The 16,474-nt window shown below is 34.3% G+C and carries 13 protein-coding genes, 1 other RNA gene, 2 pseudogenes and 1 riboswitch; of the genes and pseudogenes, 2 read left to right on the top strand and 14 right to left on the bottom strand.

Going from position 1 to position 16,474, the window contains the following annotated elements:
* Window positions 1-54: 54 nt before the first annotated feature.
* The 3 genes and pseudogenes from AC6CHR_RS18890 to corA form a co-directional block, all read right to left on the bottom strand.
* Entirely contained in the window at window positions 55-303 is a 249-nt protein-coding gene (locus AC6CHR_RS18890; RefSeq protein WP_498250561.1) for an aminoglycoside 6-adenylyltransferase, read from the bottom strand.
* Between the two features lie 1,491 nt (window positions 304-1,794).
* Complete coding sequence (locus AC6CHR_RS18885) at window positions 1,795-3,117, bottom strand: TrkH family potassium uptake protein (RefSeq protein WP_498250616.1); 1,323 nt, start codon at window positions 3,115-3,117, stop codon at window positions 1,795-1,797.
* 241 nt (window positions 3,118-3,358) lie between these two features.
* Window positions 3,359-4,319, bottom strand: a pseudogene (gene corA, locus AC6CHR_RS18880) (magnesium/cobalt transporter CorA).
* A gap of 381 nt (window positions 4,320-4,700) precedes the next feature.
* A riboswitch (cyclic di-AMP (ydaO/yuaA leader) is annotated at window positions 4,701-4,847 on the top strand.
* Window positions 4,848-4,967: 120 nt separating this feature from the next.
* Here corA and AC6CHR_RS18875 point away from each other — a divergent pair.
* Window positions 4,968-5,231 (top strand): NAD-binding protein, encoded by a 264-nt coding sequence (locus AC6CHR_RS18875; RefSeq protein WP_498250560.1) that lies wholly within the window; start codon window positions 4,968-4,970, stop codon window positions 5,229-5,231.
* 1 nt (window position 5,232) lies between these two features.
* Window positions 5,233-6,555, top strand: coding sequence for a TrkH family potassium uptake protein (locus tag AC6CHR_RS18870; protein WP_498250559.1), 1,323 nt, complete (start codon window positions 5,233-5,235; stop codon window positions 6,553-6,555).
* Window positions 6,556-7,296: 741 nt separating this feature from the next.
* Here the strand turns inward: AC6CHR_RS18870 and AC6CHR_RS18865 are convergent.
* The 11 genes and pseudogenes from AC6CHR_RS18865 to smpB all read right to left on the bottom strand — a co-directional run bounded on the left by AC6CHR_RS18865 (window position 7,297) and on the right by smpB (window position 16,410).
* Window positions 7,297-8,316 (bottom strand): zinc-binding alcohol dehydrogenase family protein, encoded by a 1,020-nt coding sequence (locus AC6CHR_RS18865; RefSeq protein ID WP_498250558.1) that lies wholly within the window; start codon window positions 8,314-8,316, stop codon window positions 7,297-7,299.
* An 11-nt stretch (window positions 8,317-8,327) separates the two neighbouring features.
* Window positions 8,328-9,599 (bottom strand): TRAP transporter large permease, encoded by a 1,272-nt coding sequence (locus AC6CHR_RS18860; RefSeq protein WP_498250557.1) that lies wholly within the window; start codon window positions 9,597-9,599, stop codon window positions 8,328-8,330.
* Window positions 9,599-10,093, bottom strand: coding sequence for a TRAP transporter small permease (locus tag AC6CHR_RS18855; RefSeq protein WP_498250556.1), 495 nt, complete (start codon window positions 10,091-10,093; stop codon window positions 9,599-9,601). Before AC6CHR_RS18855 ends, AC6CHR_RS18860 begins: the two co-directional genes overlap by 1 nt.
* A gap of 72 nt (window positions 10,094-10,165) precedes the next feature.
* Complete coding sequence (locus AC6CHR_RS18850; RefSeq protein WP_498250555.1) at window positions 10,166-11,167, bottom strand: TRAP transporter substrate-binding protein; 1,002 nt, start codon at window positions 11,165-11,167, stop codon at window positions 10,166-10,168.
* 283 nt (window positions 11,168-11,450) lie between these two features.
* Entirely contained in the window at window positions 11,451-12,299 is an 849-nt protein-coding gene (locus AC6CHR_RS18845) for an SDR family oxidoreductase (RefSeq protein ID WP_498250554.1), read from the bottom strand.
* Window positions 12,293-13,393 carry a mannonate dehydratase gene (uxuA, locus tag AC6CHR_RS18840; protein ID WP_498250553.1) on the bottom strand — a complete coding sequence of 367 codons (1,101 nt, stop codon included), beginning with the start codon at window positions 13,391-13,393 and terminating at the stop codon, window positions 12,293-12,295. The genes AC6CHR_RS18845 and uxuA overlap by 7 nt, the downstream gene beginning before the upstream one ends.
* 265 nt (window positions 13,394-13,658) lie before the next feature.
* Entirely contained in the window at window positions 13,659-14,318 is a 660-nt protein-coding gene (locus AC6CHR_RS18835) for a GntR family transcriptional regulator (protein ID WP_498250615.1), read from the bottom strand.
* A 142-nt stretch (window positions 14,319-14,460) separates the two neighbouring features.
* Window positions 14,461-14,604 (bottom strand): annotated as a pseudogene (locus AC6CHR_RS18830) (cell wall hydrolase); the annotation flags it as partial.
* Window positions 14,605-14,824: 220 nt separating this feature from the next.
* A complete protein-coding gene (locus AC6CHR_RS18825; RefSeq protein WP_498250552.1) occupies window positions 14,825-15,001 on the bottom strand; it encodes a DUF2187 family protein in 177 nt (58 codons plus the stop codon).
* Between the two features lie 409 nt (window positions 15,002-15,410).
* Window positions 15,411-15,772: a transfer-messenger RNA gene (ssrA, locus tag AC6CHR_RS18820) on the bottom strand.
* A gap of 170 nt (window positions 15,773-15,942) precedes the next feature.
* Window positions 15,943-16,410, bottom strand: coding sequence for an SsrA-binding protein SmpB (gene smpB, locus AC6CHR_RS18815; protein ID WP_498250551.1), 468 nt, complete (start codon window positions 16,408-16,410; stop codon window positions 15,943-15,945).
* Window positions 16,411-16,474 lie beyond the last annotated feature (64 nt).

The raw sequence follows: 16,474 nt of genomic DNA, 5'->3' as shown, positions 1-16,474 counted from the left end.
AGTCATTTAACGAAAAGAGCACGAAGATAGGCTGAATACGTAAAGATTTACTTATTACGAAAAACAACAATCTTTGCGAAAACAGCCTTGCATAAAAGTTAGGTCACCAAATATTTCAAGCCAACAATCATCTTTCTTATAAGACTCAATATCTGTTACAAAAATGGAAATATCATAATCTTGAAAATCATCTTTCGGAATATTTTTGTTTGTTCTGGAACCCTCAAGAACGGATAATCTGATTCGATCATCATTCATAACAATATTTTCAAAAAGAGTTATCATCTCATTTTCTTTACGCATTTAATTCCCCTCTTTTCAATACCATAACATTATTTTAGATTACCGTTTATTGTAAAATAATTCTGTTCCGTTTATTGAATAGATTGCTATGCACTATGCAAAGTTTTAAGTATTGCACTCGTTATTTAAATAAGAGTTGTAACGAAGTGTTTAGCACCACCTGAATTTATCCATTATTTAAGGATTTTTTGGGCCTATTACAGTCTATAATTCATTATTTTCATCTAAATTTCTAATTTTCTTGTTAACATAGAAACTTGAAATAGCAGCAATTATTATGAAGAAAATAAGCATTCCTCCCATAATATTAATAAGTATAAACGGGCTTTCGATGATTAAATTATCCATTATGATTCACCTCAGAATATAGAATTAGTTTAGACAAACTTATTAAAAATAGCGCTTATATTTGTTAACTATAAGACGTTCTTTACCACTAAAAGTTTCAATTTTTCATTTTCTTTTTCTTAAATAATTTACTATTCAATATCTTGTTCTATTGCTTTATTCGATAAATATCCTTTAACGAATTCATCCTCGAAAAAGTTTAACAAATGAAAGTCTTTACGCTAATATTTAAATAAAGTTATTAAACAATTAAAGAGTTCTAGGGATAGAAAATACGGATTGGTGAATGAATACACACTAAAAAACATTTACGATTGAACTTAAAACACAACATTAATTCATAAAATATCCCCTTTTATAGTTCTATACTATACCTTAAAAATTCATTTCATTTGGTTTAAAAAGACGTATGGTTTGAACGATAATCATAAGAGAATTTAACGTTTAATAAAAGCGAATGGAATTCAAACGAAGATACGAAAAAAGAAGTGGAAGGACTTTGGACGAAAAGAAAAATATGTCGTTTCAGAGAATTATTTAAACAGAGAATTTTCAGTACACGCCCAAATGAAAACGGGTAACAGATATAACCTTATCTACTATTTCACGGAAAGAGAATCTATTTATCTACGATACTAGACCTTTACAACAATGAGTTTATTTCATATAAAATAAGTGAAAGAAATGACCTTAAACCTGTAGCTGATACAGTAAAAGAAGCCATAAAAAAAGAGATGTGAAAGGACTTCTATTAAGGATTCCAGTGCACCTCAAGTAAGATATAACAAACTATTAAAAAGATACAACATTAAGCAAAGTATGTCTGGAAAAGGAAACTGTTTATAACGTATGTCTATAGAGTTTTTTTAGCCACTTTAAAGCTGAATGTTTTTACCGATACCAATTTGAGAGTTCGAATGAGGGAAAGAAAGCAGTAAAAATTATATTAAGTTTTATAACAATAAATGTTTTCAAAAAAAGTGAAATACCCTAGCCCTAATGAATATAAAGCTAGGGCTCCCTAAATAAGTGAACCTTTTATTAATTTGCCTACCTGACGGGGATAAGACCAGCAATTAGAAGATCCATTTAGATATTTATTCCATTAAAACACCTTGGAATGAGAGCAACAGTTGAAGGCCATCAAATAATAACTCTTTCCTTCGGATAATGGTAATTTAATTGTGTATTTTCACGGTTAATTAGGAATATAAACGATAAAATTCCAATTCTTCCAATAAACATAAGTAAAATAATGACGATTTTCCCCACTGAACTTAGTTCTGGAGTTATTCCCATTGATAAACCAGTAGTACCAAATGCAGAACTTACTTCAAAGAGTATCTCCATCGTGGTAAAGTGTTCGGTCCTAGTTAGGATAACTGTTGCAAGAAAGCATAGAAATAGAGCCAATATTGTTACAACGGTTGATTTTCTAATATCCTCCTCATGTATTTCTCGCCTAAAAATCTTTATGTTTTTATAACCTCTTGCAAATGAAAATAGGAATAATAGATTTACAGCAAAGGTAGTTGTCCTGATTCCTCCTCCTACAGAACTTGGAGAAGCTCCAATAAACATTAGAACACACAAAACCAATAGTGTTGGTACCGAAAATTCACTAACATCCATCGTAGCTAACCCACCATTCCTTGTCGAGGAAGAATGAAATAGTGCATAAAAAAACGACTCATGCCAATCTTTCCCTTTAAAAAAGTGATTAGCCTCGAAGACTAGAATGGCTAATGTTCCGATAACCATTAATGAAAAGAAAGTTACTGTAGTTAGTTTGGTATACAATGAAAAGTGGAATCGACTATTTTTATTTTTCTTGAACATAAAATCCTTTAGTTCAATTAATACAGGGAAACCAATTGCACCTAATGTTAATAGGATAATGTTTATAAATTGTACAAAATAGTCATGAGCGAACGGAATAAGAGACTCACCCGTAATATCAAACCCTGCATTTGTTGTTGCACTAACCGATGCAAACAGCCCCTGCAAATAGGCTTCTTGCCACGTCGGAAAATAGTTAAGAAAATATGTACCTAAGATAAGTGTACCGATCAACTCAATCAAAAGGATAATTATTAGTATTTGTCTCATAAGTTTAACTAACCCAGACAAATGTGATTGGTTCTGGTCCGTCATAATTAACTTTCTTTCCTTAAGACCAATCTTCTTCCCCATTAGTAACCAGAGGAAAGTACCAAGTGTCATGATTCCAATTCCGCCAAACTGAAGAATAAATAGCAAGAAAAATACCCCAGTTGTACTAAAAGTTTCTGCTGTTGATACGACGGTTAGACCTGTTACACTTATTGCACTTACTGATGTAAACAAAACATCTAAAAAGGTCCAACTCACACCAGGCTTCAATGCAATAGGCAGACTAAGTAAAATAAGAGAAATAAATACGGCGATAAAGTAAAAAGAAACAATGATTTGGGCAGGTTTTAACATATTCTTCTTTTTTAGAAGTTTAATCAAAGGAAGATTCTCCTTTACTCTAATGAAATTAACTAGATATCAGATTTAGTTGAGTAATTTTATTTAGTTTAACAAATTCCACAGTACCTTATGAAAGCTATATACTAATTAGTTAACATCCTATCATTTTTTGAGCAATAATTATTATCAGGCTTTTCGAATGAAAGATCTTTTAGGAATTGAAAAGGTAGCATTCGCTATTCAATCAAAATAATTATCTAAACCAGCCCTTTCTCTTAAACCAGAGATACATGGATACTGCAATTATCCCTTTAATCCTAGAGAGAGAAATAACCGTATTTCCACGTTAATTCAGGTATATTCTCAAAGTTCATACCATAAATCCCTGCAATAAAAGTTATTGGAACAAATATGGAGGTAATAATTGTATGAACTTTCATCACATTATTAGTTTGATGTGGATTGAGTGAGTGAGTGAGAGATAGCTATCTCATATGTCAGCAGTTACTTCTCTATTAGGCATAACCATTTCTGATAACTTCAAAAGATGATCATAAATATCGGAAAAATACTCCCTCCTCACCCTTATACCACTTAAATGATGAGAATTCAACATACGATATAATAAATCACGCATAGGATTAACTGTATGCCTTAGATTCAGTAACATATATCTTGTTCGAATAATTCGGTCATTAAAAAGCTCATTGATTTGTTCAGTGTGTTATCTTCAATTTTGTCTAATTCGTCCTCAATTTTATAAATTAGTGGGAAATAGTTATCTACAACCTTATCCAAAATTGATAAAACACATAAAAGGTATCCCATTTCTCAATATTTTTATGACACAATAATCTATCCCAAATTTGTTTGACTTCGTTTGTTGGCATAAGATGAAAAGTCACAATGAAATTTTCTCCTACAAAAAAATCTAACTCTTCTTTTGAAATTTCCTTTTCTTCTTCTCGTACAATATGTGTAACATAAAAAGTATGATCATCGTAATAATCCAATTTTGGTCGCTGAAGTCTCTGTACACAATCTTCAATAGCAAGTGGATGAAATTGAAAAGTATCAGCTAAATGTTTTACTTCTTCATCAGTAGGTTCATTAAAATCCACCTAAATCCATTTATATTTAGAGAAATTTAATCTAGTTATAGAAACATCTGTTTCCAAATGATTTTCCTTAGTAATTCCACTGGCATTTATCATTTTATTAACATCCTTTAATAGTTACTTCATTAAAATATTATATCCAATCTTTTATAGCTAATCTGTCCTTTTTGTTGAATAGGATCCAAGTATCAGATGTATACTCTAAACAAAACTAGTTTACATAATTGAACTTTAGGACGATTGCTAAAATTACAATCGCAATACTGTACAAACTAGGCGACATCTTTTTTATTTTAAACACTCCTACCCTCTCCCACATGCTAGCAAAAGGAAAAGCGTGATGTCCTTTTTCATTCAAATCAATTTCAGTTATTACAGGAATGCTGCCCAATTACTTTAGATCACTTGAGGTTAGATTTATTTTCATCTTTACAACATTAAATGAACGGAGTATTATATCAATCATAAATGAATAAATCATCTTGATCGCTGAATCCGTATGGAACGGGGGAACCAATTTGTAGTTTCTATTTTGCTACTTGGGGTGAATCCTTTATTTGAAGGTAGGGTTACTTCTTGACCCGAATCCGACAGCTAACTCCGTAAGCGTTAAGGAGAGGATGGTGAAACTTGTGATCAAAAAATAATGACCACGGGGTAATCCTCTGTGGTCTTTTTTCGTTGGAAATTTCTGTTTTTTAAAAAACAAATACTAATAGAAATATAGTTTAAGGAAGGTTTAGTATGAAAAAACCGTTAAAGTTATTTGCTGAATTTGGATTAGGTCGTTCCGGAGGAACAATCGTAAAAGAGTTCCATGTAATAGGGGGTAAAGTAGTTGCTGTTGATAAAGATGAAGCAAAGGTCAATGGATATATGGACTATATAACACATGCTGTTAGTGCAAATGCAATAGTTGAAACCATTCTAAATCAGCTTGGAATTCGCAATGTCACCTTTGGAGATGACAATAAGGACATTGCACGTTTTGAAGAAAAAGGGGTTTAGTATGAATTTAAAATATATTAGATTAAATCCCTCTCAACTACTTGTACTTGTGTTTTTATTTTTTATCATCTTAGGAACGTTTCTGTTGAAGCTGCCTATTTCGACAACTAATTCTGTCAGTTGGACTGATGCCCTTTTTACAGCAACATCTGCTATGACCGTAACTGGTCTAGCTGTAGTGGATACGGGTACTGCCTATACTACTATCGGACAATTGGTGATTCTCATGCTAATACAAGTTGGTGGCTTGGGAATTATGTCTTTTGCGATTCTTATTTTTATGATGTTGGGGAAGAAAATCGGCTTTAAAGAGAGATTGATCATACAACACTCTCTAAATCAAACTTCTCTAGGCGGTGTAATAAAATTAGTTAAAAACTTATTTATATACTCCTTTACTATTGAGATCATTGCTATGGTGATTTTGGCTATTAGGTGGGTTCCCGAGTATGGATGGGGAGAAGGAATGTATTATAGCCTTTTCCACTCTATATCAGCTTTTAATAATGCAGGATTCTCTATATGGCCAGACAGTTTGATGGGATATGTAGGTGATCCATTAGTAAACCTCGTGATAACATTCCTGTTTATTGTTGGGGGAATAGGTTTTACTGTTTTATCTGATTTGTGGCATAAACGTAGCTTTAAAAGATTAAGTCTCCACTCAAAACTAATGATAGGTGGTACTTTCTTTCTTAATTTGTTGGCAATGATTATTGTTTTCTCCTTAGAATATCAAAATCCTAATACGTTAGGGACATTGTCTTCTTTAGGTGATAAACTTTGGGCATCATATTTCCAAGCAGTAACACCGCGGACAGCCGGATTTAATAGCCTCGATATAGGAAGTTTACACGAAGCTACTATTACATTCATGTTACTCTTAATGTTTGTTGGAGCTGGGAGTGCCTCTACTGGAGGAGGAATTAAACTTACAACGTTTTTAGTTATTATTTTGTCAGTATTAACCTTTCTTAGAGATAAAAGGCAAATTACTATAGGAAATAGAGCAATAAAGGATAATGTGATTGTCCGATCCCTTGCGATATCAACAATAAGTATATTGTTTATTTTCTTTGCCGTATTCCTTTTAAATATGACAGAGCCAGAGCCATTTTTAAAAATATTATTTGAAGTTTTTTCGGCTTTTGGTACAGTTGGTTTGTCTATGGGAATAACAGCAGATCTTTCATACACCGGAAAGATAATCATTGTGTTTATCATGTTCTTAGGTAAATTAGGCCCTTTAACCCTAGCCTTTTCACTAGCTAAACCTGGTCATGGAAAAATTAGATATCCAAGCGAAGATATTCTTACAGGTTAATGAATTTATTACCATTTCAGGAAATAAAGATAACGTAATTTGACCCTACAAGCAATGTATTAATAATGAATCATTTATACAAACTTAGTTCATGAGGTTTTGAAATAAAGTCAGATGTTTATTAAAAGATTCAAATTCTTTACCCCTTCGTACATGGATTCTGAAGGGGTGTTTTATTTATACTCTCCTATAAACTTTCATCCCAAATATATATGAAATCATAATGATTAGCACCAGCAAACCAATAGACACCAACAAATCATTTCCATCAGCCTAAAGGTACTGAAATCCATGTTAATGCAAGTGAAAAAAGAAAGATCATTATCCTCACAAACCATTAATTGTGGCTTACTCTATTTTAAAAAACGGATGAGATGAGTCTTCTTTGGTTTTGTCATTTTTCAAGTTATAGAAGTTTATTTTTATGGTCTTTAAAGATAAATCCTTATGGTTCCCCACCGAAAATTGCAACAATAGAGTATCCGGTAAACATAAAAATAAAGAAACTAAAAGTCAAAAACCAATAACTCTATCAGTAATTAAAGTTAATGTTAGGTACCCAGACCAATATCCCCAATACGAAACAGATTAGTGAAAGGTTGAACCATATATTCCTTGGTGTTATTTTTGTATTGATTATATCACTCCTAACTTCTGCATTCTTCCCTCGAATAACTGCAACAACTTTTATTGTCTTTAACGAATGCAATACTTCAAGTTTTTTTATCACGTGTTTTCCTTCTAATCAAACACTATTAGTGCTTTCTTGACAATGTCTGGATTTTCTTCAACGAATGTGAAGGCTTCCTGTACATCTTTTAAAGCAAATTTATGTGTAATTAACCCATTCGATTGAAGTTTATTTTCATTTAATAAAGTAACAACTTTCTTAAATTGATCCGTTTGCAGACGAGAGCCAACTATCGTCAACTCTTTCTTCGTTATCGGCAATTGTGAAATCGCTGCTGCCCGCTCATCAAATCCTAAAACAACAACCATACCTGCAATAGAAGCTACTTTAATCCCTAATTCAAATGTAGAAGGTAGACATACAGCGTCAATGACTACATTTGCTCCTTCACCTTGGGTAAATTCCATAATTTTCTCTTCAATAGCCTCATTTACTGCGTGAATCACTAAATCTGCTCCATTGTCTTTCGCAAAAGCAAGGCGTTCTTCTTTTAGATCACTCATCATGACAGTTGCACCTGCAAGTTTCGCCATTTTCAAAATGCAAATACCAATTGGGCCACAACCTTGGATGAAAACGGTGTCGCCTTCTGCAACATTCCCACGCCACACTGCTTGAGCACCGATTGTATAGGGTTCTGCAAAAACAATTTCGTCCCATTCAAGTGATAGATCGACAGCATATAATTGTTTTTCAGGAAGGACGATAAACTCTCGCATCCCTCCATCTTCATGAACGCCAAATACAGATAGTGAATCACATACATTCGGACGGTCTTTTCGGCAAGCATAGCATTCACCACAATAACGAATTGGTTCAACTACTACATGGTCCCCAGGTTTCAAATATGACACTGCTTCACCAACTGCAACAACTTCTCCAGCGACCTCATGTCCCACCACTCGTGGATATGTAGCAAGTGGATTTGTTCCATGATAAATATGCATATCTGATCCGCAAATGCCCACTCGTTTTACTCTAACAAGCACTTCATTTGCTTCGTTAATAACAGGTTTATCTACATCCAATAAATCTAACTTCATCGGCTCTTTAATTCTAGCAGCTTTCATCTTGACACCCCTTATTCAAATAAACTTGGTAAGAACATAGTAACTTGTGGTACAAATGCCACGATTAATAATACAATCAAACTAACACTAATAAATGGAATAAGCTCCCTTGTGGTTTCCCCAATCGATACTTTCCCAATCTGGGAGGCAACGAATAAACAAACACCAACTGGTGGAGTGACTAGACCAATGACTAAAGTTAACACCATCACGACACCAAATTGGATAGGATCCATTCCTATTGTAGTCGCAACAGGTAATAAAACTGGGAACAATATGACTAATGCTGCAATCGTTTCCATAAAGGTACCAACAAATAGAAGTAACACTATGATTAAAAGAATAACGACAACAGAGTTAGTTGATATTCCTAAAATTAGATCAGCTACCATTTGCGGAATTTGTTCACTAACCATAATCCATCCAAAGAGATTGGCAAAACCTACGAGTAGCATAATAGAAGCCGTGGAAATTATAGTAGAAAGCATAATTTCCGGAATCTTTTTTATCGGCAATTCTTTATAAATGAATATTCCGACAAATAAAGCGTAAATGACGGAAACAATGGATGCTTCAGTTGGTGTAAAATACCCTCCTAAAATTCCATACAAAATAATGACAGTCATTAATAGTGCCCAAAATGCACCAGTGAAGCTTTTCCAAACTTCTTTTAAAGATTTCCGCTCACCTTTTGGGTAGTTTCTTTTAACTGAAATGAGATAAGTTGGGATCATTAAGCCGACACCAAGTAAAATTCCTGGTACTGCACCAGCTAAAAATAAATCTCCTATTGAAAGGGAAGCTAGTGTTCCCACAATAATCATTGGAAGGGATGGTGGAATAATCGGTCCTACCGTTGAAGAGGATGCCGTAATCGCAGCAGAGAAACCTGCACCATAGCCTTCCTTTTTCATAGCTGGAATAAGTATAGCCCCGATACTCGCTGTATCTGCAAGTGCAGTCCCTGAAATACCAGCAAAACCCATTGAAGCACCAACATTAGCTAATCCCAACCCACCGCGTATACGGCCAAGAAGGTTGTTAGCAAACTGAATAATCCTGTCTGTAATTCCACCTGCATTCATTAAGTTACCAGCAAGGATAAAGCCCGGTATACAAAGTAATACGAATGAATTTAAACCACCGAACATTTTTTGTGGAATAATATTTAGCGGAATATCAGCTACAATTAAATAAATGAGGGATGAAAGGCCTAAACCAAAAGCAACTGGTACGCCTAGAAAGATCAAAATGATAAACGAGACGAACAATAAAAGGGCCATTAGACTTCTCCACCTCCATCTACTTCATAAGGATTCTTTTTATTACGAATTAAGAAACCAATTTTGATCAATGAAAAGATCAATAAGAAAATACTCATGATAAATATGGATGCATGTATAACAGACATTTGAAACGGCAGCGTAGCAGAAGATTGACTTTTTCCCAATTGCATAAATGCATATCCTTCTTTCACCATGATTGCACTTAATATTAAAACCGTTAAGTAGATACTAATCTCGTAATATCTTTTCACTGTCCCTGAAAGTCTGCTTATAACTAGGTCCACATTAATAAATTCATTTCGAAGTAATGCAAGTGGTGCCCCAAAACAAATTGCATATAAGAAAAAATAACGCGTTAACTCTTCAGTCCAAATGAAAGAATACGGAAAATAGCGAGACAATATTTGAATCGTTACTATAATAATAACCCCTGCAAAACTTAAAATCGCTAAAAACGAAAGTATTCTAGTTAACCATTTTAAAAGATTCATATGTCGTTTGTCTCCTTTCTAGAGGAAAGGCACTATTGATTTATCTATTGTCAACGGTGCCTATCTACTTTTTTACTCTGTTGCTAAAATTCTTTCATATAAATCGAATTGTTCTTCTGAAAGTGATGATTGGATTGCAGGGGTCATCGCTTTTCGGAAGGCATCTTGATCCACTTCAACAAATTCCATGCCCTCTTCTTTCAATTCTTTTTCAATAGTACCAATTTCTTCATCATATAATTTTCCTCCAAAAGCTTGAGCTTCTTCAGCCGCTTCAAAAACAGCTTCACGTTGCTCATCTGTTAGAGATTCTAATTGCTTATTTCCTACTAAAATATAAATCCAAGAGTAAACATGTTCTGTTTTATTCACATAATCTTGAACTTCATATAGACCACCACTTTGAATTAAATCAACTGGGTTCTCTTGACCATCAATAACACCTTGCTGTAATCCAGTAAACACTTCGTTAAAGTCCATTACTTGAGGTTTTGCACCTGCTTCTTCCCATGCATCCAAGAACAATGGAACGTTCGGAACACGCATACTAAATCCATCTAGATCTTCCGGAGACTTAATAGGCTCAGTAGAGGTTAAGTTACGTGGTGCACGAGTATGGTAATAGAGAGGTGTTAACTGAGCTTTCTCTTTAATTTCCGCTTCGATTTCGTCACCAATATCACCTTTAACAACCGTTTTAACATGTTCTAAACTTTTGAACGCGTACGGAGTTGCCATCAAAGCAGCTTTTGGAGCCCAGTTCTGTAATGTTTCACCCGAAATGACAAGATCGGCCGTTCCACCTTTAATCGCATTAATTGTATCTGTTTCCCCACCTAAAGAGTTATTTGGGTACAGTGTAATTTCAATTTGACCATCTGTTTTTTCCTTAACTAAATTCGCAAACTCTGTAGCTGTTTTATGCCAAATATGATTTTCATCTGCCAAATGTCCAAGTTTCCACTTAATTACTTTACCTTCTCCTGCATTTCCACCAACATCCCCACTTGAACTACAAGCTCCTAAGAGTAACATAACTGCAAGAATGGCCGATAATAAACTTATTTTTTTCATTCTAACTTCCCCCTTATATTTTCATTGTTTCATTAATACTCTTCATCAGTTATTTTTTAAACAAGCATCACCCCCTTCAAAAGAATCTCATATTATCTCCTAATTGAAAAAGGACATGATTAAGATAAGGTAATCCTTCATTCTCCTAAAACACCTACAACCATTGATTCAATTGTATTAGCGTATAATAATGCTTTCTATAAAGGCTAATTATTCAGAATGCCGTAAATAACTTCCATATTTCCACTCATCAACGATGACTAGAAACTGTATTGAGCGAAAATTATACTCCTGAGTAGGCCATAAAACCGCCATCGACCGGAATAGTAATCCCTGTTACGAACCCTGACATATTCTCATCAACTAACCAAATTAAAGTTCCCAGTAGATCCTTTGGTTTACCAAACCGTCGCATTGGAGTGTGGGATATAATTTTTTGAGACCTTTCAGTTAACGATCCATCTTCATTCGTTAATAGTTGCCTATTTTGTTCTGTTAAAAAAAAGCCTGGGGCGATAGCATTTACACGAATTCCTACCTCTGCCATGTGAACTGACAGCCACTGTGTAAAATTATCAATAGCTGCTTTTGCTGCACTATATGCTGGAACTTTTGTCATAGGACAAGGAGCACTCATTGATGACATATTAATCACAGTTGAACCTTTTCTATTGATCATTTTCTTTGTAAATACTTGTGTTGGAATAAGAGTTCCAAGCATATTTAAATTAAAAACAAAGCCAAAACCTTCATCACTTAAGTCGAAAAAAGTCGTAATTTCGGTATTCATTAAATCTTCGGGTTTTATTGTTTCATTTGTCGTTATGCCTTTTGGATGGTTTCCACCTGCCCCGTTAATTAGAATGTCACAAACACCTAATTGTTCAGTAATGATTTCTTCTGCTCTATTGACACTTTCAACGTGTAACACATTACAAGCTATAAAAATGGCTTCCCCACCCGCTTGTCTTATTTCTTCTACTACTTTTTCACCTTTTTCTGCGGTTCGATTTAAAATTGCAACCTTAACACCTTGTCTACCAAGCTCTCTAGCCATTTCACCGCAAAGGACTCCGCTTCCGCCAGTTATAACTGCAACTTTACCCTTTAAGTTTTCGTTGATTCCTAGCATATAGTTACCTCCTGTTCTGATACAGCGACCTCCTGCTTAGCTCTTTCGAACGCATCCCATGCCCCCCATAAATACATAATTCCAAGAGCTCTATCATAAAGCCCATATCCAGGTCTGCATTCTTCGTTCCAAATGTGTCTTCCGTGGTCCGGTCTTGCATATCCTGTAAAACCACTCTCGTGATAAGCTTTCACAATATCACAAATATTTACTGAACCATCACAAGTTCGATGGGATGTCTCAATAAAATCGCCATTTTCATAGATTCTCACGTTCCGAATATGAGCGAAGGGAATTCGATTTGCAAATTCCCTTACCATCTCTACTACGTTGTTATCAGGATTTGCACCTAAAGAACCGCTACATAGGGCGACACCGTTGTATGGGTTATCCACAAGGTTTAACAATCTTTTAATGTTCTCTTTGTTTGTCATAATTCTTGGCAATCCGAAAACAGGCCAGGGCGGATCATCAGGGTGAATTGCCATTTTGATGTCGTTTATCTCAGCGACTGGAATAATTTGTTCTAAAAAGTATTGAAGGTTATTCCATAAATCTTCTTCTGTTACAATTTTGTATGCTTCAAAAAGCTTCGAAAGATGCTCTAGTCTCTCAGGTTCCCATCCAGGCATTGTAAACTCAGGGTTTTTCGCTATTTTTTTTACTAGATCAAGAGGGTTCATATTGTCGACCTTCTCTTTTTCATAGAAAAGGGCTGTAGAACCATCTTCTAGTTCTTTATGTAAATCTGTTCTAATCCAATCAAATACAGGCATGAAGTTATAACAAATAACTTTAACCCCAACCTTCGCCAACTTCTCAATTGTTCGTTTATAATTTTCAATATAGTCATCTCTAGTGGGAAGTCCGAGTTTTATATCTTCGTGAACATTTACACTTTCGACTACATCCATATTTAATCCATACTTGTCACCTAGTTTTTTAACTTCAACAATTTTCTCCATTGGCCACTCTTTACCGGCAGGAATATCATGGAGCGCCCAAACAATTCCCTCAACACCAGGGATTTGTTTAATCTGATCAAGTGTAACGCTATCATTATCCTCGCCGTACCATCTAAACACCATTCTCATCACTTAACCCCTCCAAATACTTTTCTAACTTGTTTATTCAATAGTTTAAGGGACCTTCAATATTCAAGAAGTCTCCTTAAAAGGAAATTATAGTAATAAAAGCTACAATAGATAATGTCCTAACACCTGTAAATTTTCCTTAGACTTACAAAATATAACTTTTAACCGAGATATCAATAAAGGTAGCGCTTACAAATAGATGCATAGAATTAAAGATAATTAAATTACTATTTCTTCAATGTTCTATTTCATACTTTTTAAAGATTTACTTAAAATAACTAGGGTATTCCTTTTTTAGTTTTTCTTTATCAAAAACTACCATTGTTAAGTGTTCTTGTATAACCTTTACAGCTAATTCTGGCTTTTTATTTTTAATTGCCTCTACAATCATTAAGTGTTGATGATAAATGTTATCCCAATTAAAATCGGTTGCTAGTCTTAACATACGGATTCGATTAAAAGGCATGTTCATCTGTTGAATAGCAAACCAAATATTCCTTTTTTTACATCCTTCAAAAATCATCTGATGAAGCTCTTCATCAAGTTGGAATAACCGTTCGTAATTTCTTTCTTGTATACACATTTCTTGTATTTTCAAATTCATCTCTAGTGAGAATATTTTTTCCTGTGAAAAATTTTCGCAAGCTAACTTAATAACAGCAATCTCTAAATGCTCTCTCATGAACCTTGCTTCTTCCACAAGATTTAAATCAATTAGCGAAACGCATGTCCCTTTTTGAGGATAAATTTCTAATAGTCCTTCTTTTGCTAACTGAAGAAATGACTCCCTAACAGGTGTCCGACTAACTTTAAATTTCTCTGAGATTTCTTTTTCGGAAATTTGATCACCTGGCAAAAGAATCAATTTCAAAATGTCTTCTTTTAAAAGAGAATAGATATGATCTCTTGTTGACAGGGCTTTCATTTTCGAATCTATATTCAAATTACCCACCTACTTTACTTAATACACTACCATACAAGTATATTACCATATTAGTATTCATCTGAAAAGATTAATTTCCTCCTTTTACTTGATAAATGACTTGTGAAATTGTTCTTAAATTTTAAAAGTCTATACAAATTGCTTTAAGAGGATTAACAATGACATTTCCAACATATAACATTCTTTGTTTTCCTTCACCTACGGCTTTTGCCCTCATCATCCTTGCCATTAAGTCAACGTCAGAACTTCGGTATCTTACTCTTGCCATTTTTCCACCTCGAAAATATAGTATGAAAAAAGCCTATATGGATGTTATTGTTTATATAATAAAATACTTAGTTTAACTTTTGCATTTTTTTCATTTATCATATTCAACTAAATTGCACTGTTTAAGTAGAAAATTAAAAAATTAAAAAATTAAAAATCCCTTCAAAATAAAGGGATTTCAATCATTACCTTATAACTCCAATTTTTTCACTACCGTCGTTTCACTTGTTTATTTTGTAGTTTTTATGATTAACAATCGTCGTAAGCGGTTCGCCCTTATCATTTGGAATACCGTATTCAACAATAACGGAATTTTCCCTAATGGCGGTAACAACACCTTCAAATTTACTTCCTTCACGTTCAAAAGAAATAACATCACCCGGTTTCGCAATGGTCATAACTATCACCTCGGCTATATAATGTCCAAAATACTTGTAAAAATGCTTATCATTGTAAATCTCATTTTGCTGATGAAATATGAACCTAGATAATTTGTATAGCAATGAATGGTCGAATTTTCCCTTGCCTATTCCTATGAAAATGACAGAATATACTCCTAATTTCTTTGATTAATAAAAAGAAGTTGGTTGAAATTTTCTAAACATATTAGGAAGAAAGGAAAATAGGAGTTAGTTTTTATGAAAAAATGTGTGTATGTATATAGTTTAATTAACCCCTCTTTGCAAGGATTATTCAAAATAGGAAGAACAGTGCGGGATATTGAGCAAAATAATCTATACACTAACTTTTTTAGAGTACTTTTGCTTCTAAGTCAAACATAAAAATAAAAACCACCAAATATGTATTTGGTGGAGACGGTGGGAATCGAACCCACGTCCAGAAACATCGACACTTAAGCGTCTACGAGCGTAGTCGACATATTCGCAGTTTCGCTAACTCCTATGCCTATCGACAGGCGTCAGAGCAGCTAGTCTGATTAGTCTCTTCCATCATCCCCAGACGGAGAAATTAGGCGTAGTCCACTAAAAGTGAGTCCCTTACCCTACCACATGGACGATGGAGGGAGGAACAGCTAGCATGCCTTAGGCAGCTAAAGCTAGGTTGTTGTTAGATTTGCCAGTTATTATTGGCGTGACGTTTTAACGAAGACGATCCCTTCGGCTCGCAACCTAAGCTCAAACTATCCCTGTCGAATCCGTAACGTCCCCATGATAAGCCGTATTATACCAGCTAGGGAATACGGGAGAAGTTATAGAATAAAGCTTAATTGCTTATAAAATTGTATACTTGCGATAACGCGATAAATCTTTGTAAGTGACTGTCTTACAAACTAATTATAACAGAATGGGACAAGAATGCAATTGTAAGGTTTTTCCTACTATTCCTTTTGGCGATCTCTAAAGGCACGTTCGATATCACGCTTTGCTTCTTTTTTCTTTAAGTCTTCACGTTTATCGTACTTTCTTTTACCCTTACCTAGTCCGATTAAAACCTTTGCATAGCCGTTTTTCAAATACATTTTCAATGGAACAAGTGCGTACCCTTCTTCTTTTGTAGCACCGATTAACTTATCAATTTGTTGTTTGTGTAACAATAGCTTTCTTGTACGCAACGGTTCGTGATTATATCGATTCCCTTGTTCATAAGGGCTAACATGCATATTATATAAATATACTTCTCCTCGATCAATACGTGCGAATGCATCCTTTAAGTTGACACGGCCATTTCGAATTGACTTTATTTCTGTACCTTGAAGGACAATGCCGGCTTCATACGTTTCTTCAATTGCGAAGTCGTGATTGGCCTTTTTGTTTTGAGCTAGTGCTTTTCCTAATCCTTTAGGCATTGTAATCCCTCCCTTGAATGAACCTATTGAGTAGCGCGATAAAGTCTATTTTAACAAAAATTGG

Source organism: Metabacillus sp. GQ13, from assembly GCF_059758525.1.
This window is presented reverse-complemented; position numbering and strand designations above follow the sequence as displayed.